The following is a 21,877-nucleotide window of genomic DNA, read 5'->3' as shown; positions in this document are numbered from 1 at the left end:
TCAAAATTCGACATCACTTCTATAGAATGTAGAATACTAAACTTTCCAAAAGTAGTCAACCAATCTGAATAGCTTGAAATCAAAATGTCATTTATTTCTCAAAAAAACCATATCTGAAACGATTTATTAATAGTTTTTCCCTTTTTAAAGGAAATCAAACTATTGAGTGTGTTTTTCTGTAATTTGATGTCTGATGTCAAAAAATGTTTCGATTCGACAAAAAACGAGTTTCGACACAGGCGGCAGAACAGCGTATAATAATGAAATGAAATACAGAACGGAGGAATATCATGGCAAAAACATTTTATATCACGACACCGATTTATTACCCTAGCGCAAAGCTACATATCGGTCATGCATACACGACGGTCGCGGGAGACGCGATGGCGCGTTATAAACGCCTGCAAGGATTTGATGTTCGTTACTTAACAGGAACAGATGAGCACGGACAAAAAATTCAGGAAAAAGCAAAAGAAGCGGGCGTGTCGGAACAAGAGTTTGTCGACGGCGTCGTTGAACAGATCAAAGTCTTGTGGGACCGCCTGGATATCTCGTATGACGACTATATCCGAACGACAGAACCGCGTCACAAGGAAGTCGTGGAACGTGTGTTTGAGACGTTACTCGAAAAAGGGGACATCTATCTCGGCGAATATGAAGGATGGTATTCTGTTCCGGACGAAACGTATTACACCGAGTCACAACTCGTTGACGGCAAAAGCCCGGACAGCGGTCATCCGGTCGAACTCGTTCGGGAAGAGTGTTACTTCTTCCGAATCAGTCAATACGCGGATCGTTTAGTCGAGTACTATGAAGCGAACCCGTCATTCATCCTACCGGAATCGCGGAAACATGAGATGATCAACAACTTCATTAAACCAGGTCTGCAGGATCTTGCGGTCTCACGGACAACATTCGATTGGGGCGTCAAAGTACCGTCGAACCCGAAACACGTTGTCTATGTCTGGGTCGATGCGTTGACGAACTACATCTCGTCACTCGGCTATGGAACAGATGATCAAGGAAACTTCGATAAATACTGGCCGGCGGATGTTCATCTGGTCGGAAAAGAAATCGTTCGTTTCCATACAATCGTTTGGCCGGCATTGCTGATGGCGCTTGACCTGCCGCTTCCGAAGCAAGTCTTTGCACACGGCTGGTTACTGATGAAGGATGGAAAGATGTCGAAGTCAAAGGGCAACGTCGTCGATCCGGTTCCAATGATCGATCGGTACGGACTCGATGCGTTACGTTACTACCTGCTTCGTGAAGTGCCATTTGGATCAGACGGGATGTTCACACCGGAAGCATTCGTCGAGCGGATGAACTTTGATCTCGCGAATGATCTCGGGAACTTACTCAACCGGACGATTGCGATGATTACGAAATATTTCGACGGCGTCATCCCAACGTATGCCGGAAATGTCACGCCGTTTGATGAGACATTGTCGACGCTTGCACAAGAGACTGTCGAGAAAGTCGAAGCATCAATGGAGCACATGGAGTTCTCGGTCGCCTTGTCGCACATTTGGCAATTGATCAGTCGTGCCAACAAATACATCGATGAGACGCAACCGTGGGTGCTTGCAAAAGACGAAGCGAAAACAACCGAACTGGCTTCTTCGATGATTCATTTGGTCGGTGCGTTACGCCACGTCGCGATCATGTTGCAACCATTCATGACCCGTTCGCCGAAAGAAATGTTCCGTCAACTTGGTCTTGAAGGACAACCGATGGACTGGACGGCACTGCAACACTTTGCGGCCGTTACAGAAGGAACAAAAGTCGGTTTGGCTGAACCGATCTTCCCGCGCCGTGATATGAAAGAAGAAGTCGAAGCCATTGTCGAGATGATGAAACAAGCGTCAGCGGCGCGTGTCGAAGAAGAGACAGAAGTCGAGGAAATCGATACGGATGTTCGTCCGGAAACGACGATTGACGTCTTTGATCAAATCGAGCTGCGTGTCGGCGAAGTCGTCACGGCAGAAAAAATTAAAAAAGCGAAAAAACTACTGAAGTTAACCGTCGATATGGGGAAAGAGACACGCCAAATTGTCTCAGGAATCGCTGAATGGTACGAGCCGGAAGACTTGATTGGTCGGAAAGTCATCGTGGTTGCCAATTTAAAACCGGTCACATTACGGGGAGAATTGTCACAAGGGATGGTGCTTGCTGCCGAAAAATCAGGTAAACTGGAGTTAGCTACTGTTCCGTCAACGATGGCGAACGGAGCAAGTGTAAAATAATTCGGATGCCTGTGGACTCGATGTCACAGGCATTTTTTTGAAAGAGGGAATAGCAGATTATGTTGATTGATACACATACACACTTAAACTCGGATCAATTTGACGGCGATGTCGATGAAACGATCGAGCGTGCCCGTGCGAACGGTGTCTCCCCGATGATTGTCGTCGGATTCGACCATAAGACAATTGATCGGGCGATGGAACTTGTAGAACAGTATGATGACTTGTACGCTGTCATCGGCTGGCATCCGGTCGATTCGATTGATTTTGATGAAGCAGCCTATCAGAAAGTCGAACGCTTGATGGACCATCCGAAAGTCGTTGCCCTCGGAGAAATCGGTCTCGATTATCACTGGGATACGTCACCGAAAGATATTCAGGAAGAAGCATTTCGTAAACAAATTCGCTTGGCTAAGCAAAAAAATAAGCCGATTGTCATTCACAACCGGGAAGCGACGGAAGATACACTGCGGATTTTAGAAGAAGAAGAGGCCAAAGACGTCGGCGGTATTCTTCATAGTTACAGTATGAGTGCCGAATTATTACCGCGTTGTCTGGCAATGAATTTTTACATCTCTTTAGGTGGACCGGTGACATTTAAAAATGCAAAAACACCAAAACGGGTAGCACAAGAAGTACCGCTTGACCGGTTATTGGTCGAGACAGACTGTCCTTATCTCACACCTACACCGTACCGCGGGAAGCGGAATGAGCCGGCGTATGTCCGCTTTGTTGCGGAAGAGATTGCCCAGTTACGCGGAATGATGTATGCCGACATCGAACAAGCAACGACTGAAAACGCGAAGCGCGTTTTCCGCCTTCCATGATTCGATCGGCCGCTTATATGACGATTGGTGCGACATTGTTGCTGATCGCCAGTTTACTTTATGTATCGATGGATAATCCACGCGACATCACCATCATGATTGATGGTCGCGAAACGAAGGTCGAAACACTCGAAACGTCGGTCTATGGCGTGTTAAAAGAAGCAGGAATTTCGGTTCGGACACAAGATGAAATCGAACCTGCCCTCAGTGCGGACCTTCCGGACAATGACTTGATTGTCATTCAACCGGCTAAGGAGATCACACTGATCGTTGGATACGGAAAAGCAAAAACTGTCAGAACGCAGGCACGTCGTGTAGATGATTTACTGAAAGAACAGGGCATTAGTCAAATGGAGACGGATGACATTTATCCCTCAAAAGATACGGTCTTAACGACCGGTATGACCGTCCGGTTCCGGGAAGCATTTCCGGTTGAGCTAATTGTCGAAGGGAAAGCACGGGAAGTGTATACGTACGAGACGACGGTTCGGGAACTGCTTTCCATGCAAGGTGTCAAACTGCAGCCGGAAGACAAAGTTGCTCCGAAACTCGAAGCGACGGTCACGAAGGATATGCTCGTGACAGTGAATACGACGCGTCGTGCGGTATTGACGGAAGAACAGCTCCTGCCATTTGAAGTCGAGACGGTTGAAGACAATACACTTCCGGTTGGCGAACAACTTGTGACGAAAACGGGTCGTCCGGGCATCAGGATACAAAAGTATCAGCTGACACTCGCCGATGGTCTGAGCAAGGACAAAAAATTGATTGCGGATGACGTGACAAGTCAACCGGTGAAACAAATCGTGAAGGTCGGAACGAAACCGATCGAGGCTGCTGAAGCAGCTGCAGCTCCGGTATTTAATACCGACAAGGCGACAGTTCCGCTTACAGAAGTACCAAAGGCGGCAACGGATCTTGACTTTAAACAGGCAAAAACCTTAATGGTCGAAGCTACGGCATATACGAACGATCCTGCTTCAAACGGAAGTCGTCTGTATGATGGCCGCGCTTTGACGGCGACCGGTTATGATGTGACGGATACGATTACGTATCAAGGATTGGCCATCATTGCCGTTGATCCGAAAGTCATCCCGCTTGGAACAAAGGTATATGTCGAAGGGATCGGGCTCGCGATTGCCCTTGATACAGGAGGGGCCATCAAAGGAAATAAAATTGATGTACTCGTTGACGGGGAAACAACAGCCAAACAGTTTGGTCGGAAGACGATTCAAGTATGGGTCATCCCGGATGACAAGAAGACGGAAGCGGTCAGTTGACGCTTCCTTGTTTTTTTTGTGGAAACAGGTACAATTACGGAAGTGTTTGAAAAAGGTGGAGAGATGATGCGGAAACGCTTAAAAGAAGTCATCGTCGTTGAAGGACGCGATGATACGACACGCTTACAAGAAGTATTTGATGTCGATACAATCGAAACAAACGGCTCGGCTGTTAATGAACAGACATTACGACGGATTGCCAAGGCACTGGAACGCCGTGGAGTGATTGTTTTTACGGACCCTGATTTTCCGGGAGACCGGATCCGGGCACGAATCAACGAGCGGGTACCGGGATGTAAACAGGCATATCTGCCACGGGCGGACGCAAAAGATAAACGCGGTAAAATCGGCGTCGAACATGCATCGCCGGAAGCTATTGAACGGGCGCTCGGTGCTGTGTACGAAACGGAAGAAAAACAGGAAGCAGAAGTGACACGGGAGATGATTCTCGCGGCGGACTTGATTGGCGGACCCGCAGCCTCTAAACGACGGAAGCGGTTGGGACAGGTCCTTGCAATCGGTGAACCGAACGCCAAACAACTCGTCAAGCGGGTGGCATCGATCCGAATTACAAAACAAGAGTGGGAAGATGCGTTGAAACAGATGGAGGAGGAACAAGATTGAAAGATATCGCAACATTACACCGGACAAAGGAAATTTTGGCGAAGCACGGATTTTCCTTTAAGAAGTCTCTTGGGCAAAACTTTTTAATAGATTTAAATGTACTGGGTAACATTGTCGGCGCTGCTAATTTGACACCTGACAGCGGAGTGCTTGAGATTGGCCCCGGAATCGGCTCGTTGACGGAACAATCGGCGAAACAGGCGAAAAAAGTCGTGGCACTCGAGATTGATCAGCGTCTCTTGCCGATTCTTGAAGATTCCCTCGCTCCGTATCCCCATGTCAAAGTTATTCATGGGGATGCACTCGAACTTGATCTCGAAACAATCGTCGATCAAGAGTTCACGCAGCAAGGGATTACGGATCTCGCTGTTGTTGCGAACCTTCCATACTACGTGACGACACCGATCATCATGCGCATTTTAGAAGCCCGGACACCGTTCCGGACACTCATCATGATGATTCAAAAAGAAGTGGCGGAACGGATTGGTGCAAAACCGGGAACAAAAGCGTACGGTTCATTGTCGATTGCGATTCAATACTATGCAGAAGCAGAAGTGTGCTTCACGGTACCGAAACACGTCTTCATTCCGGCACCGAACGTTGATTCGGCGGTCATCCGTTTAAACATCCGAAAGGAACCTGCCGTGAAGACACTGGATGAAAAGCTATTTTTCGAAGTGACCCGTGCCAGTTTTGCACAACGTCGGAAAACGATTTTGAATAACTTGTCCAGTCATTTTGGGAAATCTGAAAAAGAAGCGGTTGAGGCAGCTTTACACGAAGCGGGAATTGATCCACGCCGCCGCGGGGAGACACTCAGCCTGCAGGAATTCGCACAGTTGGCTGACGCACTTTTGCCGATTAAAAAACGTTGACGGTAGACAAAAGAACGGATATAATATTTCCCCTTTCTAATATTTAGTTCATATGCTATAATAAATGTTAGTGAGGTGAAGCGTATGCCAAAGACGTTGAACGAAATCAGACATGTATTTGAAACACATGTAGGTGAAAGACTGACGCTAAAAGCAAGCGGCGGTCGTAAAAAGGTCGTAACCCGAATCGGAACGCTCGTTGAGACGTATCCATCGGTGTTTGTAGTCAAGCTAGACGCAGAGCGCCACAACGTCGAGCGAGTTTCTTATAGCTATGCCGACGTGTTAACCGACTCCGTACAAATCGAATTTGCGAATTCGTAAACTTACCTTCCGAAGTGGACAGAAATGTTCGCTTCTTTTTTTGTGCAAAGGTTGATACAATTCGTACAGGATACGTACTAGAGGAGGAACGGCACGATGACGATTATTGTAAAAGCACCGGCAAAAATCAATTTGGTATTGGATGCGACGGCGAAACGCCCGGACGGTTATCATGATGTACATATGGTGATGACGACAGTGGATTTGGCAGACCGTCTTGAATTAACGGAACTTTCGTCCGGCGAGATCCGGATGAATGCCCAACATGCGTATGTTCCGAACGACGAACGGAATTTAGCATACAAGGCAGCAGCGGTCTTAAAAGAACGTTTCAACATCAAGAGCGGAGTCGAGATTTATCTTGAAAAACAAATTCCAGTTGCAGCCGGTCTTGCGGGTGGATCAAGTGATGCGGCAGCAACGTTACGTGGATTAAATGAGTTGTGGAAGCTCGATTTGACGCTTGAACAGTTGGCGGAAATCGGGGCAGAGGTCGGTTCGGATGTTCCCTTCTGTGTCATGGGTGGAACGGCCATTGCGACGGGACGCGGAGAGAAACTGGAAAAACTGATTTCCCCACCACCGTGCTGGGTCGTCCTCGCCAAACCGACGATTGGTGTCTCGACGGCAGATGTGTACGGGGCACTCGATTTAGAGACGGCGGAACGTCCGAATGTCGAGGCAATGATTGAAGCCGTTAAACAACAGGACTTCCCTGCGATTTGTGATGCACTGGGCAATGTCCTTGAATCTGTTACTTTGCCGATGCATCCGGAAGTGGAACAGATCAAAGCATTTATGACGAGTTGCGGGGCGGAAGGTGTTTTAATGAGCGGAAGCGGGCCGACTGTCTTTGCGTTGACGGAACATGAAAATCGTGCGCAACGTCTTTATAATGGCTTGCGAGGATTTTGCAACGAAGTCTACGTCGTTCGTCTTTTAGGCGAAAACCATTGATAGTTTCCGTATGAAAATGATATATTCACTATTGAATATTCGGAATTACGGAGAGGTGGAACGATTTAGATGAAAATTCGGAGAAGTGGTCGCTTGGTAGACATGACACGTTACCTGTTGGACCATCCGCATCATCTGATCTCATTGACGATCTTTGCGGAGCGGTACAGCTCGGCGAAATCTTCGATCAGTGAAGATTTGGATATTGTCAGTGAGATGTTAGAACATGAGGGAACAGGACGGCTCGTCACGGTTCCGGGTGCTGCGGGAGGCGTCATGTTCATTCCGACATGGAGCAGTGCGAAGGCATTACCGTTTATTGACGAGTTGTGCGAACGGGTCGCACGGCCAGACCGTCTGTTGCCGGGCGGATACTTGTACTTGACGGATTTACTCGGCGATCCGCGGATGGTGAAACAGATGGGGCAGGTCTTTGCTTCTGTCTTCAGCCAGAAGAAAGTCGATGTCGTCATGACAATTGCGACAAAAGGGATCCCGCTTGCCTATGCAGTGGCGGAACAATTGGGTGTACCGTTCGTGATTGTCCGCTCGGATAGCCGGGTGACGGAAGGGTCAACCGTCAGCATCAACTACGTCTCCGGCTCATCTAAAGCGATTCGGACGATGGCTCTTGCCCGACGGAGTCTGCCGCGCGGCGCCAATGTTCTGCTGATTGATGATTTCATGAAAGCAGGCGGAACGATCCGGGGGATGATGAGTCTGCTCAGTGAGTTTGAAGCGAACGTGGCCGGTGTCGGTGTATTAATCGAAGCAGAAGGCGCCGAGAAGAAAATGGTCAGCGAATATGTCAGTCTGATGAAACTGGCGGATGTCGATGTCGACCTTGGTCAGATTCAGGTGAAACGCGGAAATGTTGACCAATATTTCACAGACGGGCAGACTACCTAAATTTGACACTCGATTTTTTTGTAACTATACTGTAAATATCAAACTTTTGGAAATTATGCGTGAAATGATTGGCAAAAGCTAAACCTTTGAATGTTTTAAGCCGTAAGTAGAAGTAGACAACGAAGAGTTGTGACAACGGTTAAAAAGGGGTGCGGACAAAATGAATGTCACCGACGTCAAGATTCGTCGCGTCGTAGCAGAGGGTCGAATGAAAGCACTTGCCTCGATTACGCTCGACCACGAATTTGTGGTACATGATTTACGCGTGATCGAAGGGAACAGCGGTCTTTTCGTCGCGATGCCGAGCAAGCGGACACAGGAAGGCATCTTTCGTGATGTCGCCCATCCAATCAATGCATTAATGCGAAAAAAAGTCGAAGATTCAGTATTAGAAGCATATGCGATACGTGAAGAAAACGGTGAGGCACCAGAGTATGAGCTGGCGGCACTCGAAGTAACCGATCCTTCATAACGTAACAGGCAGGTCTCTTTCATTGGGAGAACCTGTCTTTTTTTTGCGTATTTTCACGATTTCCGGTCGGTCCTGTGATTGATTCGTTGCGTCATTTTCGTTATAGTTGGAACGAGTGGACTATTTCAGAACGAAATCAACACTAATTTACATGGAGGAGCGACAAGGATGAATCATTTCGCGGTAATTCTAGCAGCGGGTAAAGGCACTCGGATGAAATCAAAGCTTTATAAAGTACTTCACCCAGTAGCTGGGAAGCCTATGGTACAGCATGTCGTTGATCAGTTGACGACACTTGGTGTCACGCGTCAAGTCGTCATCGTTGGTCATGGTGCAGAGTCTGTGAAAGAAGTGCTCGGCACATCGGTGGAATATGCACTTCAAAGTGAGCAGCTTGGCACGGGTCATGCTGTTCAAATGGCAGAACCTGTGCTTGGACAGGAAACGGGTTCAACGCTCGTCGTATGCGGAGATACGCCGCTTCTGACAAGTGAAACGTTGAAATCGTTGTTGCAACATCATGCAGAAACCGGCGCGAAAGTAACTGTTTTGACTGCGCACGCTGATGACGCAACGGGTTACGGAAGAATCGTCCGCGGTGAGGATGGAAACGTCTCGAAGATTGTCGAGCACAAAGATGCGAACGCCGAAGAACTTCAAATTAAAGAAATCAACACAGGCACATACGTCTTTGACAATGAGATGCTGTTCGCGGCACTGAAACAAGTCAAAAATGACAATGTCCAAGGGGAGTACTATCTGCCGGATGTCATCGAAATCGCAAAAGCAGACGGTGAAACGATTGCAGCATATGCGGCATCGACATTTGAAGAAACGATTGGTGTCAATGACCGGGTAGCGCTTGCGCAAGCTGAAACATCGATGCGGAAACGGACGAATGAACATTGGATGCGTCAAGGTGTCGCGTTCATCGACCCGGCATCGACGTACATTGGACCGGATGTCGTCATCGGTTCGGATACGATCTTATATCCCGGCACACAGTTGCTTGGCAAAACAACGATTGGATCGGAGTGTATCATCGGTCCGAATTCAGATATTCGCGACAGTGAGATTGCAGATCATGCAGTCGTTCGTCAATCCGTTGTGACAGACAGCCAAGTCGGTGCTGCAGCCCAAGTTGGACCGTTTGCCCACTTACGTCAGCAAGCGGTTCTCGGAGCCAACACGCGGATCGGTAACTTTGTTGAAGTGAAAAAATCGACCTTTGGCGAAGGCAGCAAGTCTGCCCACTTGAGTTATGTCGGTGATGCCACAATCGGTAAAAACGTCAACTTAGGATGCGGTTCGATCACCGTGAACTACGATGGAACAAATAAATTCCAAACGGTCATTGAAGATGATGCGTTCATCGGTTGTAATGTCAATTTGATTGCGCCTGTCACAGTCGGTAAAAATGCGCTTGTCGCAGCAGGATCGACCGTTACAGACGATGTTCCGGAAAACGGTCTCGCCATCGCGCGGGAACGTCAAACGACCAAACCGGATTACCGTTAACTTTTAATCGTTCATTACCTGTCGTTCTACTCGTCTAAACCCAAACAAATGGAGGCCACCTAACCATGTCTACTGTCTTAGAACATGAAATTCGTATTTTCGCACTTAACTCGAACAAACCACTGGCAGAGGAAATCGCTAAAGTCATCGGAATCCCAGTCAGCGAAAGTTCAGTCAAACACTTCAGTGACGGCGAAATTTCAATGAACATCGAAGAAAGCGTCCGTGGGGATGATATCTACATCATTCAATCGACAAGCCAACCGGTCAACGAAAACTTGATGGAACTTCTCATTATGATCGATGCGTTGAAACGGGCATCTGCTCGGACGATCAACGTTGTCATTCCGTATTACGGATATGCCCGTCAAGACCGAAAAGCGCGTTCGCGTGAGCCGATCACAGCGAAGTTGGTTGCAAACCTGCTTGAAGTCGCAGGAGCGACACGTGTCGTGACAATGGATCTTCATGCTGCTCAAATCCAAGGTTTCTTCGATATTCCAGTAGATCAATTAATGGGTGTTCCGCTGCTTGCTTCTTACTTTGAGAAGAAGAACATCGACCCGAACGAACTCGTCATCGTTTCTCCAGACCATGGTGGTGTCACACGGGCACGTAAATTAGCAGAACAATTAAAAGCACCAATCGCGATTATCGATAAGCGTCGTCCGAAACCAAATGTGGCGGAAGTCATGAACATCGTTGGTCAAGTCGACGGAAAAATCGCAATCATCATCGATGACATCATTGATACAGCAGGGACGATTACACTTGCTGCCAATGCGTTGATTGAAAACGGAGCGAAACAAGTATATGCATGTTGTACGCACCCGGTTCTCTCAGGCCCTGCCATGGAGCGGATCGAGAACTCGGCAATCGAAGAACTTGTCGTTCTGAACACGATCGATTTGACGCAACGTGAATGTGCAAGTAAAATCAAACAAATTTCAGTAGCACGTTTATTGGCAGAAGCCATCATCCGTGTCCACGAACAAAAATCAATCAGCCCGCTCTTCAGCTGATATCAAACTGATAGATACACCGAGGTCCGATTTTTAAAAATCGGACCTCGGTGTGTTGGCGTTTTTTAGGAAACAGGCAGTGTGGAAAAAATTAGAGGAGGTGGCGGTATGAAGTGTATCGTCGGTTTAGGGAATCCAGGTGCCAAGTATACGAACACACGGCACAACATTGGATTTTTAGCAGTTGATGCTTTAGCTCAAGAGCACGGCATAAAATTAACGGAGTCGAAGTTTAAAGCCGTCTTCGGAACGGGAATGATTAAAGGGGAGCGGGTCGTTCTCGTCAAACCTTTGACGTATATGAATTTATCGGGTGAAGCGGTTCGTCCATTACTCGATTTTTATAAAATTGCGGTTGAAGATGTACTTGTCATTTATGATGATTTGGATCTTCCTCTCGAGAAGATGCGTTTACGCTCAAAAGGAAGTGCCGGTGGTCACAACGGCGTTAAATCATTGATTCAACATTTAGGCACACAAGATATCAAACGTTTGAAATTAGGGGTGGGTCGTCCTCCCGCACCGATTCAAGTCATCGATTGGGTCTTGATGCCGTTCGCTAAAGCAGAACAGACGACTTTACAACATGTATTGTCTGATTCTGTTGCTATCGCAACTGATTTTATCGATACGCCGTTTTTGGCCTTGATGAATCGTTATAACTGAACAAAACGCTTTGGACATCCAAAGCGTTTTTGCTGTCGTCCTAGGAGGGAAAGTATGAAACAACTACAAAATCTGTTACTTGGCATTCCGGAAATCAAAACGGTCCGGGAACGGTTCCGTGACGGTGTCAATGCCCAACTGATCACAGGACTGATGAACAGCGGGAAAGCCCTGTTCGTCGCGGGTATTTATCAGGAAACAAAAAAACGGTTCGTCATCGTGACGCACAACATGTTCCAAGCACAAAAATTGTACGATGATCTGATTGAATTGGTTCCGGAACAAGACGTGATGTTGTATCCGGTCGACGAAACGCTTGCAGCGGAATTGTCTTACGGCGCGAGCCCGGAACTCCGGGCGACACGCATCGAGACGAGGCACCGTCTCCTGACGACGGATGACGGAATACTGATCATTCCGCTCGTCGGTCTGAGACGGTACGTCCCGACGGCGTCCGATTTTTTAGGACATACGAAACGGATCAAACCCGGCGACATCTTATCGATTCCGGATTTCATTCAAGAATTGGTTGATGCCGGATATGAACGGACCGCTACAGTCACGACGCCGGGCGAATTTGCGGTTCGCGGAAGTATCATCGATTTGTATCCGTTGACGGTGGAACGCCCGTATCGTCTTGACTTATTTGATGAAGAAGTCGATTCAATTTATACATTTGACGCCGAGACGCAACGTTCACTTGGAGTGATTGCGGAAGCCCTGATTCCGCCTGCGACGGAACATTTTGCGACCGATGAAGGGTTGCGGACCGCCGGGGAACAGTTGCGCCGGTTGTATGACGTGACAAAGGAACGGGTGCAAAGTACGGAAGTCTTGGCTGCGCTCGAAGAGGGCATCGCCTACGATGTCGAAGTGCTTGAAAGCGGCGAACGACCAAAACAGCTTGCAAAATACGCACCAATGCTCTATCAAACGACGTTACTCGACGACATCAAGGATGCCGTCTTGATTGTCGATGAAATTGCCAGGATCGAAGAAGCAGCGGAAGTGCAGGATACAGAAGAGGCGGAATGGATGGCTTCCTTGATCGAACGGGGACAGAGTGTCAGTGATTACACGTTAGCCGTCCCGATGCTGAACGTCTTTAAGCAACGACAACTGTTGTATTTATCGCTTCTGCCGACACGGCGCAGCGGCGTTCCAGAGAGTGCTGCGATTCATTTCAGCATCAAACCGATTGCTCCTTTCCATGGACAGATGGAACGACTGAAACAGGAAGTCAGTCGATACGGTCGGGCAGATATGTGGATCGTTTTCTTGGCCAGCAACCGGGAACGTGCGGAGCGGATGCGGCAGACATTATCCGATTACGGTGTCGAAGCCTCGTTGCATACGACTGAAGATGAGATCCGCCGCGGACATCCATCGATCTTGATCGGCGGCATTCACGGCGGATTCGAGATGACGAACGCTCGTCTCGTCGTTATTACCGAGGAAGAAGTCTTTAAGCAACCGGCACGGCGCCGGAAGCAAACGACCAAACTGACGAACGCCGAACGGATTAAAAGTTATCAAGAGCTGAAGACCGGCGATTATGTCGTCCACATCCATCACGGAATCGGTCGTTATCATGGGATTAAAACGATTGATGTCGCGGGCAACCATCAAGATTACCTGCATCTGATTTACGCTGGAGAAGACTCGTTGTACGTCCCGGTCGACCAAATCGACTTGATTCAAAAGTACGTCGGGGCAGAAGGAAAAGAACCAAAAATTTATAAGCTCGGCGGAATGGAATGGAAGAAGGTCAAAGCGAAGGTCCAGAAATCGGTCGAAGATATTGCGGATGAACTGATTAAACTGTATGCAGCACGTGAAGCGGCCGTTGGATTTGCTTTTCCGGAGGACGACGACAGTACGCAGGCATTCGAAGCATCCTTCCCGTATGAGGAAACCGTCGATCAGCTCCGATCAATCGAAGAGATCAAAAAAGACATGGAACGTCCACGCCCGATGGACCGCCTGTTATGCGGCGACGTCGGGTATGGAAAAACAGAAGTCGCCATCCGTGCAGCCTTTAAAGCCATCATGGCAGGAAAACAAGTGGCGTTGCTCGTTCCAACGACGGTATTGGCCCAACAACATTATGAAACGATGCTTGAGCGGTTCAGTGATTGGCCGATCAACGTTTCTGTTATGAGCCGTTTCCGCTCGGCAGCAGAATTGAAAGCGACGAAAAAGGGATTAAAAGAAGGGACGATTGATGTCGTCGTCGGTACCCATCGTGTCTTGTCCAAAGACGTCCAGTTCGCAGATGTCGGCTTGCTGATCATTGATGAAGAACAACGCTTTGGCGTGAAACATAAAGAACGATTGAAACAGTTAAAAACGAATGTCGATGTTCTGACGTTGACGGCAACACCGATTCCCCGGACGCTGCATATGTCGATGATCGGAATTCGAGATTTGTCGGTCCTTGAGACACCACCGGAAAACCGCTATCCGGTCCAAACGTATGTCATGGAATATGACGGAATCGTCATGCGGGAAGCGTTGGAGCGGGAACTCGGACGGGGTGGACAAGCCTTTTTCCTCTACAACCGGGTCGAAGGGATTGAACGGAAGGCAGAGGAAATCCGGGCACTCGTTCCGGAAGCACGTGTTGTCACGGCTCACGGGCGGATGACGGAAAGTGAACTGGAGAGTCAGCTGATTGCTTTCTTTGAAGGAGATGCGGATGTCTTGGTCAGTACGACGATCATCGAGACCGGTATCGATATTCCGAACGTCAATACATTGATTGTCAATGATGCCGATCAAATGGGGCTCTCGCAGTTGTATCAACTGCGGGGACGTGTCGGTCGTTCGAGCCGGGTCGCCTATTCCTACTTCACGTATCGTCCACAAAAACGGTTGACCGAGGTCGCGGAAAGTCGTCTGCAGGCGATCAAGGAGTTTACGGAACTGGGCAGCGGTTTTAAAATCGCGATGCGTGACTTATCGATTCGTGGGGCAGGGAACTTACTCGGGTCACAACAATCGGGCTTCATCGATTCCGTTGGATTTGATCTGTACTCGCAAATGCTGTCGGAAGCGGTCGAAGAACGGAAAGAGCGGATGAAAGGAAAACGGAGAATCCAAAAATTCGTACCGGACTTTACGTTCAGCCTCGACGCCTACATCCCAAGTCATTATATGGCGGACTCTGAATTGAAAATTGAATTTTATAAACGATTGAAATATGTGGATACACCGGAAAGTCTTGAGTCGCTTGAATCCGAGATGCTGGAACGGTTCGGGGAATTCCCGGTCGAAGTCGCACGGTTGATTCAGTTGACGCGGATGCGGATTTTCGCGGAGCGTGCGCGGATTGAACGCGTCAAACAGACGGATCCGAAAATTGAAATCGTCCTTTCGGCACAAACGACCCAGTCGCTTGATGTCGCTGACTTTGTCAAATGGACGGTGCCGATCGGGCGTGGTCTCGGAATGGGACAAGAAGATGGAAAGTTGGTACTGACACTGAATCGCGGCAAACAAACGTTGCAACAGACGACGGAGCAAGCGGAACGGTTGCTCGCTGAGATTGATCGCCGGATTATGCAATGAGTAAACGAATGACCATTGCTCAGGGCGCAGCACTCCTGGCGATTTCGAGTTACGTCTCCAAACTGTTGAGCTTTTTCTATCGCATCCCGTATCAAAATATGGCGGGAGACGTCGGTCTGTATGTTTATCAGACCGTCTATCCGTTATTTGCGATTGCAGCAGCACTTGGTATTTATGCGTTGCCGGTGGTTGTCGCGAAGTTGACGTTACATCATCCGGAAGAAAAACGGGAAGTGTTATGGGCGATCTTTTGGGTCTTGTCCGGCATGTCGTTGATCCTCGGGACGCTCGGTTGGTGGATTGCTCCTGAAGTGGCTTTGTTATTCGGGGACGCACAACTGGTAGAACCGCTCCGGGCAGTTACGTTTACGTTTTACCTGTTGCCGGTCATCGCCGTTTTACGGGGGATGTTTCAGGCGGATCTTGAAATGCGGCCGACGGCGTTTTCACAAATCACGGAAAATGCCGTTCGTGTCTGCCTGCTGTTACTTGTGACCTACTACGGTGTCCAAGTCGGGGCGAATCCGTATCAGATCGGAGCATCAGCCCATATGACGGCACTCGGCGGCAGCGTTGCGTCGCTCATCTTATTGTTACGCTTCGCGAAAGGGCGTATTGGTCGCCCGGTCGTGTCGAAACAGCATATCCGTCGTGTCGGACGGGTCCTGTTGACGAGCGGGATGGCGGTCAGTATTGCCTCGCTCGCGCTGTTATTGATGCAGTTGATTGATGGCTTGACCTTTGTGAATCTGTTAGGCGATTCCATCGAAACAAAAATTGAAAAAGGGATATTCGACCGAGGTTATCCGTTGCTGCAATTTGCGATTTTGTTTGCGACGTCAATCAGTCTCGCGAGTGTGCCGACATTACTGTTAGAATATCGGAAGCGCAATGACACGGCGACGAAACATCATTTGGAGACGTTGTTGCGTTCCGGTCTACTGATTGCGGCGGCAGCGACGGTCGGTCTTGTCGGTGTCATGCGACCGTTAAATATCGCACTCTATCAGGATGACAATGGGACGATGGCACTCAGTTGGCTTGCGGCAACCGGATTCACGGCGTCCTTGTCGATGATCATCGTGTCTTGCCTTCAATCCGTTGATGCAGAAAAATATGCTTTTGTTGGTGTTGTCGCCGGCCTATTGGTGAAGCTCGGATTAAACATCGGGTTGATTCCACTGTACGGCATGACAGGGGCCGGAATAGCAACTTTCGGTGGATTCGGCATTATGGCGGCAGCGCAATTGATTTTATTGAACCGGAAGTTTGGTCGCGTGACGGCCGGTCGTGCGTTTTACATCAAGTTGATGAAAGCTGTCCTGCCGATGGCCATTTTCTTATATGTGATCGAACAACTGTTTCAGTTGTCCGGCTGGGAGAGTCGGATCGGAGCGACAATTGAAGTTGGCTTGCTGGTCATGGGTGGAGCCGTCGTCTTTTGTATCTTCGCGTTACGGATCGGTGTCTTGACCGAACGCGAGTGGGCGCTGTTGCCTTTTGGAGAGAAATTATATCGTATTCATCAACGTAGGGGGATTATATGACACATCAAATCACGGTCGTCGGCTTAGGTGTCGGCGAACTGGAACAATTACCGTTTGGCATCTATAAGTTACTCAAGGAAACGACATTACCCGTTTATTTGCGAACAGCAGATCATCCTGTCGTTTCGGAATTGATGGCAGAGGGAATGAAATTTACATCGTTTGATTTTATTTACGAGAAACATGACCGATTTGAGTCAGTCTACAGTGAAATCGTCGCCACCCTGCTTGAACAGGCCCGGACGGAACCTATCATTTACGCCGTCCCGGGTCATCCGCTGGTTGCGGAAAGCACGGTTCAGCAACTGTTGAGCCAATCGGACAACATTAAGATCGTCGGAGGACAAAGTTTTCTGGATCCAATGTTTGCCGCGGTGGGCGTCGATCCGATTGAAGGTTTTCAATTGCTGGATGCGACGGCGTTCGACATCGATGAAGCCCAAATCCGGCAACATCTGTTGATCGGACAGGTCTACGATCAGTTGGTCGCGGGTGATTTAAAAGTCATGCTGATGGAACGTTATCCCGATGAACATGACGTGACACTCGTCACGGCAGCGGGAACCAGCCGGGAACACGTCGTGACCGTCCCGTTGTATGAATTGGATCACGTGACGACGCTCAGCAACTTGACGACGGTCTATGTACCGCCCGTCACGGATCAAACGATTTTAAATCGAGATTTCACGACGCTCAAACAAATCATCGCCAGGTTGCGTGGCGAAGGCGGGTGTCCGTGGGATCAAGAACAGACACACGAGTCGTTGAAAAAACATTTAATTGAAGAATCGTACGAATTACTGGAAGCAATCGACCTTCAGGACGATAACTTAATGATTGAAGAATTAGGCGATGTCTTGCTGCAAGTCATGCTTCATGCCCAAATCGGTTTGGATGAAGGCTATTTTGATGTACGGGATGTCATTGGCAGTGTCAGCGAGAAGATGATCCGCCGGCATCCTCACGTCTTTGGAGATGTAAAAGTCGACTCGGCAACCGACGTCGTCAATAACTGGCAGGACATCAAGGCACAGGAAAAACCGGAACGGACCTCTCTCTTGGATGGTGTCACGAAGGGAGCTCCTGCCTTGATGCGGGCGGAACAGATTCAAAAGAAAGTCGCGAAGGTCGGCTTTGAATGGGAAACCGTCGCCGGGGCACTTGATAAGGTCCGGGAAGAGATTCAAGAATTACAAGAGGCGCCGGCTGAAGAGCAGTTAGGTGAATTTGGAGATATCCTGTTTTCGCTGGCGCTCGTCGGAAAATATATGGAGTTGTCGGCAGAAGATGCGTTACAGCAGACCAATGATAAATTCATCCGGCGTTTCACGCGGATGGAGCAACTGTCTGACCGACCGTTGACAGAATTGTCGCTTTCAGAACAAGATGCATTATGGAATCAGTCAAAGCAGGAGGAACAGTCATGAGACTTGATAAGTTTTTAAAGGTATCCCGTTTGATTAAGCGCCGTACACTGGCAAAAGAAGTGGCGGATCAAGGGCGGATCAAGATTAATGGGCTTGTCGCAAAAGCAAGCAGCACGGTAGCAGTCGGAGATGAAATGATGATCCGGTTCGGAAACAAGATTGTTACGGTTCAAATCGATAGCATTAAAGAACACGCGAAAAAAGAAGAAGCTTCAGACATGTACCAAATCATTCGTGAAGAAAAAGTGAATTCCGAAGAATCGATGTAATTTGGTTGAAAAAGGAAGTATACTAGAGAGTGTCAGAGATGACCACTCGGAGAAGGAGGGATGATATGCCAGCACCGTTGGAATCGGGGCGTACTACACCGCCTAAGATTAAACCGCTGAATGACCGAAAAAAACAGTTGAGTCAAAATGCAATTGAAAACCGTTTACGTCTCAAAAGGCGCTTCTTAGTCTGTATGTCGATCTTTCTTATTGTCCTGTCCCTGATGGGGTGGTCGTATATCGAAAAGAAACAACTGATCGCTGAACAGAAGCAGTCGTTCCAGGTAGCGAGCCAAGAACAGGCGAAAGCGGAAAAAGAGACAGCTCGTTTGAAAGAAGAGATCGAACGATTGAATGATAAGAAATACGTTGCGAACTTAGCGAGAAGTGAACTGTTGTACTCGAAAAAAGGCGAAACGATTTTCTATTTTTCACCGGAAGATTAAACGATGCTTGTCGATTGATTGAAAAAATATAGAATCACTCGTATAATAAGAAAGAATCAACTAAAAAGGAGCAATACAATTTATGTCGATTGAAGTAGGCAGCAAAGTACAAGGGAAAGTTACAGGCATCACCAATTTCGGCGCGTTCGTAGAATTACCGACGGGTAAGACCGGTCTTGTTCACATCAGTGAGGTAGCCGATTCTTATGTCAAAGACATCAATGATGTGTTGACGGTCGGACAAGAAATCACGGTTAAAGTATTGAGTGTAGAAAACGACGGGAAGATTGGTCTTTCCATCAAAAAAGCTGTCGATCGTCCTGAGGGCGAACGCCCGCGGCCTCCAGCTCGTCAATTTGACCGTGGACCACGTCCAGCGGGTCAAGATCGTGGACCACGTTCGTTTGATAACAAGGGACCACGCGGCGGAAGCGGCGGCGGTGGAAATCGTGGCGGCTTTAACAAAGGTGGCCGTGGTGCACCAGCTCCACGTAAAGAGCAAACGTTCGATACGTTGATGACTAGTTTCCTAAAAGATAGTGAAGATCGTCTTGCGACATTGAAGCGTCAAACTGATTCAAAACGTGGCGGACGCGGTGCTAAACGTCAATAACTTGCTGACCTGTTCTTTATAAGAATAGAGATGGAATGACGCTGTTCATTCCATCTTTTATTTTTTTGAAATTATTTTTATAAAAAGCGTTGACAATTATTTGACTCCACCGTATTATAGAAAATGTGCTTAAGACGCACGCGTTCAAAATATGGCGGTGTAGCTCAGCTGGCTAGAGCGTACGGTTCATACCCGTGAGGTCGTGGGTTCGACTCCCTCCGCCGCTACCATATTTTTTGGCCCGTTGGTCAAGCGGTTAAGACACCGCCCTTTCACGGCGGTAACACGGGTTCGATTCCCGTACGGGTCATTTTGTAAAAAAGCTATCTCTATTTCATAGAGGTAGCTTTTTTCGTTTAACTCATTTATTCATCAGGGGGGACCAGACATGGGATTCGAGATTAATCTTCCGAAAGAACCGCTGTTGGTTGCTGTTTCCGGCGGCTGTGATTCAATGGTACTGGCACATCTTTTGCATGAAGCGAATTATGATCTAATGATTGTTCATGTGCATCATGGTCTGCGCGAAGAATCGGACAAAGAAGCAGAAGCAGTCCGTGCGTGGGCGGATGCCAGACAAGTGGCAATTCGGACGACGCGTCTCGAGTGGAGTGGTCAGACACCGAGTCAAGCCGCTTGCCGGACGAGACGCTATGCCTTTTTTCAACAAGTCATGGCTGAGACAGGGCGACGGCACCTTGTATTGGCGCATCACCGGGACGATCAGTTAGAAACCCTGTTGATTCAATTCATCCGGGGCGAGGCAGGCATCGACGGCATTCCAAGAATCCGTTCCTTTGCGACCGGACAGATTCATCGTCCATTGTTGACGTATTCCAAACAACAACTGTATGACTACGCAAGGAACCATCAAGTGGCATGGTACGAAGACGAAACGAATGCAGGCATGAAGTATCTACGGAATCAGATGCGGCATCAAGTGTTGCCGTTACTCGCAGACATGCGTCCCGGTTATGAAACGGCGGCCGTCGAAGCGGCGATCCGTCGTCATGAACAACAACAGGAACATCTTGCATTCGTTGAAGGGTATGTGAGGGAACACATGACGGACCGTGGACTCCCGCTTAGCGTGGTTCAAAAGCTGCCGTCAGACTTCAAGCGATTTGTCCTGCGTCTGTTAGTGCCGGATCGGGAATTTACTTCTGAAGAGTACAATCGATTTTTGACATGGTTACGAGTAGATATGCCGTCCAGTGAAGTGTATTATGGAAACTGGAGGATACAACGTACTTATGGCTATTTAACATGCGTACATTGTCCTGATAAGAAATTGATCCTGAAACCAGTCGAAATCGGAAGTGATTTGGGCATCTATCATTATGGTGAACAAACGATTCGGTTTTCACGTTCGACAAAGGGAATTCCGTTTTCGGCGATTCATTTTCCGCTGACGGTTCGCCAACCGTTTCCGGGTGACCGGATTCAGTTGGCGGTCGGAGTAAAAAAAGTGAGCCGCATTTTGATTGATGCCAAGGTTCCGCGGACATTACGGGCGGAAATTCCGGTTGTTGTCGATGCGACAGGTCAAGTTCTGGCGGTCATCGGACATCGAATTGCAATATTCGGGTCATTTGAACTCCTCGCAGAATCGTGTTTAATGATAGAATGGTAATGTAGTGTTTAAAATGGAGGAGGAATACCTAGCATGACCTTAATGAATGATATGGAAAAAGTACTGATTTCGGAAGAAGAGATCCAACATAAAGTCGGTGAACTCGCAGGTGAACTGACAGCGGATTACGGAGATCGTTTCCCGCTCCTCGTATGTGTCCTTAAAGGCGCAATGCCGTTCATGTCAGATCTCGTCAAAAAGATGGACATGCATCTTGAAATGGACTTCATGGATGTCTCGACGTATCACGGCGGTACAACATCGACAGGAGAAGTCAAAATCGAGAAGGATTTAAACACATCAGTAGAAGGACGTGACATCCTGATTGTCGAAGATATCATCGACAGCGGATTAACGTTAGGCTACCTCGTGGACCTCTTTAAATACCGGAAAGCAAAGTCGGTGAAAATCGTGACGTTGCTGGATAAACCAAGCGGTCGTAAAAACGATTTACATGCGGATTACAGCGGTTTTGTCATTCCACATGAGTTCGTTGTAGGTTATGGTCTTGACTACGAAGAAAAATATCGTAACCTTCCTTATGTTGGAGTCTTGAAACCAGCAGTCTACGGCGGCTAATTATTTTTAATCTTGACTGTCACATGATAAGATAAAACCAATTACAAAGCGCGCTTTGCCGCGTTAGGATTCG

Annotated in this window: 20 protein-coding genes and 2 tRNA genes; all 22 read left to right on the top strand. The window is 48.2% G+C overall.

The window, feature by feature from the left end; translation table 11 throughout:
* Window positions 1-290: 290 nt before the first annotated feature.
* The 22 genes from metG (at window position 291) to hpt (ending at window position 21,804) form a co-directional block, all read left to right on the top strand.
* Window positions 291-2,246 (top strand): methionine--tRNA ligase, encoded by a 1,956-nt coding sequence (metG, locus tag ACHA8N_RS15660; RefSeq protein WP_393966259.1) that lies wholly within the window; start codon window positions 291-293, stop codon window positions 2,244-2,246.
* A 59-nt stretch (window positions 2,247-2,305) separates the two neighbouring features.
* Window positions 2,306-3,073, top strand: a complete 768-nt coding sequence (locus tag ACHA8N_RS15655; RefSeq protein ID WP_147512650.1) for a TatD family hydrolase — start codon at window positions 2,306-2,308, stop codon at window positions 3,071-3,073.
* On the top strand, window positions 3,070-4,353 hold the full coding sequence (locus ACHA8N_RS15650; protein ID WP_393966258.1) for a ubiquitin-like domain-containing protein: 1,284 nt from the start codon (window positions 3,070-3,072) through the stop codon (window positions 4,351-4,353). The genes ACHA8N_RS15655 and ACHA8N_RS15650 overlap by 4 nt, the downstream gene beginning before the upstream one ends.
* Before the next feature lie 63 nt (window positions 4,354-4,416).
* Window positions 4,417-4,977 carry a ribonuclease M5 gene (rnmV, locus tag ACHA8N_RS15645; protein WP_147512648.1) on the top strand — a complete coding sequence of 187 codons (561 nt, stop codon included), beginning with the start codon at window positions 4,417-4,419 and terminating at the stop codon, window positions 4,975-4,977.
* Window positions 4,974-5,852: a 16S rRNA (adenine(1518)-N(6)/adenine(1519)-N(6))-dimethyltransferase RsmA gene (gene rsmA / locus ACHA8N_RS15640; protein WP_147512647.1), complete on the top strand. Its 879-nt coding sequence runs from the start codon at window positions 4,974-4,976 to the stop codon at window positions 5,850-5,852. Before rnmV ends, rsmA begins: the two co-directional genes overlap by 4 nt.
* An 84-nt stretch (window positions 5,853-5,936) precedes the next feature.
* Window positions 5,937-6,176 carry a Veg family protein gene (locus tag ACHA8N_RS15635; protein ID WP_012368950.1) on the top strand — a complete coding sequence of 80 codons (240 nt, stop codon included), beginning with the start codon at window positions 5,937-5,939 and terminating at the stop codon, window positions 6,174-6,176.
* Window positions 6,177-6,272: 96 nt separating this feature from the next.
* Window positions 6,273-7,133, top strand: coding sequence for a 4-(cytidine 5'-diphospho)-2-C-methyl-D-erythritol kinase (gene ispE / locus ACHA8N_RS15630; RefSeq protein WP_393966257.1), 861 nt, complete (start codon window positions 6,273-6,275; stop codon window positions 7,131-7,133).
* A 69-nt stretch (window positions 7,134-7,202) separates the two neighbouring features.
* A complete protein-coding gene (purR, locus tag ACHA8N_RS15625) occupies window positions 7,203-8,042 on the top strand; it encodes a pur operon repressor (protein WP_147512645.1) in 840 nt (279 codons plus the stop codon).
* 160 nt (window positions 8,043-8,202) lie between these two features.
* Window positions 8,203-8,514 (top strand): septation regulator SpoVG, encoded by a 312-nt coding sequence (gene spoVG / locus ACHA8N_RS15620; protein ID WP_147512644.1) that lies wholly within the window; start codon window positions 8,203-8,205, stop codon window positions 8,512-8,514.
* Window positions 8,515-8,682: 168 nt separating this feature from the next.
* A complete protein-coding gene (gene glmU / locus ACHA8N_RS15615; protein ID WP_393966256.1) occupies window positions 8,683-10,032 on the top strand; it encodes a bifunctional UDP-N-acetylglucosamine diphosphorylase/glucosamine-1-phosphate N-acetyltransferase GlmU in 1,350 nt (449 codons plus the stop codon).
* A 65-nt stretch (window positions 10,033-10,097) separates the two neighbouring features.
* Complete coding sequence (locus ACHA8N_RS15610) at window positions 10,098-11,054, top strand: ribose-phosphate diphosphokinase (protein ID WP_012368955.1); 957 nt, start codon at window positions 10,098-10,100, stop codon at window positions 11,052-11,054.
* 108 nt (window positions 11,055-11,162) lie between these two features.
* Window positions 11,163-11,720 (top strand): aminoacyl-tRNA hydrolase, encoded by a 558-nt coding sequence (gene pth, locus ACHA8N_RS15605; RefSeq protein ID WP_147512642.1) that lies wholly within the window; start codon window positions 11,163-11,165, stop codon window positions 11,718-11,720.
* A 54-nt stretch (window positions 11,721-11,774) separates the two neighbouring features.
* On the top strand, window positions 11,775-15,290 hold the full coding sequence (gene mfd / locus ACHA8N_RS15600) for a transcription-repair coupling factor (RefSeq protein ID WP_393966255.1): 3,516 nt from the start codon (window positions 11,775-11,777) through the stop codon (window positions 15,288-15,290).
* Window positions 15,287-16,837 (top strand): polysaccharide biosynthesis protein, encoded by a 1,551-nt coding sequence (locus tag ACHA8N_RS15595; protein ID WP_147512640.1) that lies wholly within the window; start codon window positions 15,287-15,289, stop codon window positions 16,835-16,837. The genes mfd and ACHA8N_RS15595 overlap by 4 nt, the downstream gene beginning before the upstream one ends.
* Window positions 16,834-18,264 carry a bifunctional methyltransferase/pyrophosphohydrolase YabN gene (gene yabN / locus ACHA8N_RS15590; protein ID WP_393966254.1) on the top strand — a complete coding sequence of 477 codons (1,431 nt, stop codon included), beginning with the start codon at window positions 16,834-16,836 and terminating at the stop codon, window positions 18,262-18,264. Before ACHA8N_RS15595 ends, yabN begins: the two co-directional genes overlap by 4 nt.
* On the top strand, window positions 18,261-18,533 hold the full coding sequence (locus ACHA8N_RS15585) for an RNA-binding S4 domain-containing protein (protein WP_147512638.1): 273 nt from the start codon (window positions 18,261-18,263) through the stop codon (window positions 18,531-18,533). The genes yabN and ACHA8N_RS15585 overlap by 4 nt, the downstream gene beginning before the upstream one ends.
* A 65-nt stretch (window positions 18,534-18,598) precedes the next feature.
* Window positions 18,599-18,979 carry an FtsB family cell division protein gene (locus ACHA8N_RS15580; RefSeq protein WP_147512637.1) on the top strand — a complete coding sequence of 127 codons (381 nt, stop codon included), beginning with the start codon at window positions 18,599-18,601 and terminating at the stop codon, window positions 18,977-18,979.
* 82 nt (window positions 18,980-19,061) lie between these two features.
* Window positions 19,062-19,592: a S1 domain-containing RNA-binding protein gene (locus ACHA8N_RS15575; RefSeq protein WP_012368962.1), complete on the top strand. Its 531-nt coding sequence runs from the start codon at window positions 19,062-19,064 to the stop codon at window positions 19,590-19,592.
* 153 nt (window positions 19,593-19,745) lie between these two features.
* Window positions 19,746-19,822: transfer RNA gene (locus ACHA8N_RS15570), tRNA-Met, on the top strand.
* An 8-nt stretch (window positions 19,823-19,830) separates the two neighbouring features.
* A tRNA-Glu gene (locus tag ACHA8N_RS15565) sits at window positions 19,831-19,902 on the top strand.
* A 78-nt stretch (window positions 19,903-19,980) separates the two neighbouring features.
* A complete protein-coding gene (gene tilS / locus ACHA8N_RS15560) occupies window positions 19,981-21,225 on the top strand; it encodes a tRNA lysidine(34) synthetase TilS (protein ID WP_393966253.1) in 1,245 nt (414 codons plus the stop codon).
* Between the two features lie 33 nt (window positions 21,226-21,258).
* Entirely contained in the window at window positions 21,259-21,804 is a 546-nt protein-coding gene (hpt, locus tag ACHA8N_RS15555; protein WP_012368964.1) for a hypoxanthine phosphoribosyltransferase, read from the top strand.
* Window positions 21,805-21,877 lie beyond the last annotated feature (73 nt).

This window comes from Exiguobacterium sp. S22-S28, from assembly GCF_043359615.1.
In the GTDB taxonomy this organism is placed as follows: Bacteria; Bacillota; Bacilli; order Exiguobacteriales; family Exiguobacteriaceae; genus Exiguobacterium_A.
The sequence above is the reverse complement of the archived record's forward strand: the minus strand, read 5'-3'. Positions and strand labels throughout refer to the sequence as shown.

What these genes read in the sequence shown, in the direction of transcription:
- metG (WP_393966259.1), top strand. Translation starts at nt 291, where the DNA reads ATGGCAAAAACATTTTATATCACGACACCGATTTATTACCCTAGCGCA.
- ACHA8N_RS15655 (WP_147512650.1), top strand. Translation starts at nt 2,306, where the DNA reads ATGTTGATTGATACACATACACACTTAAACTCGGATCAATTTGACGGC.
- ACHA8N_RS15650 (WP_393966258.1), top strand. Translation starts at nt 3,070, where the DNA reads ATGATTCGATCGGCCGCTTATATGACGATTGGTGCGACATTGTTGCTG.
- rnmV (WP_147512648.1), top strand. Translation starts at nt 4,417, where the DNA reads ATGATGCGGAAACGCTTAAAAGAAGTCATCGTCGTTGAAGGACGCGAT.
- ACHA8N_RS15635 (WP_012368950.1), top strand. Translation starts at nt 5,937, where the DNA reads ATGCCAAAGACGTTGAACGAAATCAGACATGTATTTGAAACACATGTA.
- ispE (WP_393966257.1), top strand. Translation starts at nt 6,273, where the DNA reads ATGACGATTATTGTAAAAGCACCGGCAAAAATCAATTTGGTATTGGAT.
- purR (WP_147512645.1), top strand. Translation starts at nt 7,203, where the DNA reads ATGAAAATTCGGAGAAGTGGTCGCTTGGTAGACATGACACGTTACCTG.
- spoVG (WP_147512644.1), top strand. Translation starts at nt 8,203, where the DNA reads ATGAATGTCACCGACGTCAAGATTCGTCGCGTCGTAGCAGAGGGTCGA.
- glmU (WP_393966256.1), top strand. Translation starts at nt 8,683, where the DNA reads ATGAATCATTTCGCGGTAATTCTAGCAGCGGGTAAAGGCACTCGGATG.
- ACHA8N_RS15610 (WP_012368955.1), top strand. Translation starts at nt 10,098, where the DNA reads ATGTCTACTGTCTTAGAACATGAAATTCGTATTTTCGCACTTAACTCG.
- pth (WP_147512642.1), top strand. Translation starts at nt 11,163, where the DNA reads ATGAAGTGTATCGTCGGTTTAGGGAATCCAGGTGCCAAGTATACGAAC.
- mfd (WP_393966255.1), top strand. Translation starts at nt 11,775, where the DNA reads ATGAAACAACTACAAAATCTGTTACTTGGCATTCCGGAAATCAAAACG.
- ACHA8N_RS15595 (WP_147512640.1), top strand. Translation starts at nt 15,287, where the DNA reads ATGAGTAAACGAATGACCATTGCTCAGGGCGCAGCACTCCTGGCGATT.
- yabN (WP_393966254.1), top strand. Translation starts at nt 16,834, where the DNA reads ATGACACATCAAATCACGGTCGTCGGCTTAGGTGTCGGCGAACTGGAA.
- ACHA8N_RS15585 (WP_147512638.1), top strand. Translation starts at nt 18,261, where the DNA reads ATGAGACTTGATAAGTTTTTAAAGGTATCCCGTTTGATTAAGCGCCGT.
- ACHA8N_RS15580 (WP_147512637.1), top strand. Translation starts at nt 18,599, where the DNA reads ATGCCAGCACCGTTGGAATCGGGGCGTACTACACCGCCTAAGATTAAA.
- ACHA8N_RS15575 (WP_012368962.1), top strand. Translation starts at nt 19,062, where the DNA reads ATGTCGATTGAAGTAGGCAGCAAAGTACAAGGGAAAGTTACAGGCATC.
- tilS (WP_393966253.1), top strand. Translation starts at nt 19,981, where the DNA reads ATGGGATTCGAGATTAATCTTCCGAAAGAACCGCTGTTGGTTGCTGTT.
- hpt (WP_012368964.1), top strand. Translation starts at nt 21,259, where the DNA reads ATGACCTTAATGAATGATATGGAAAAAGTACTGATTTCGGAAGAAGAG.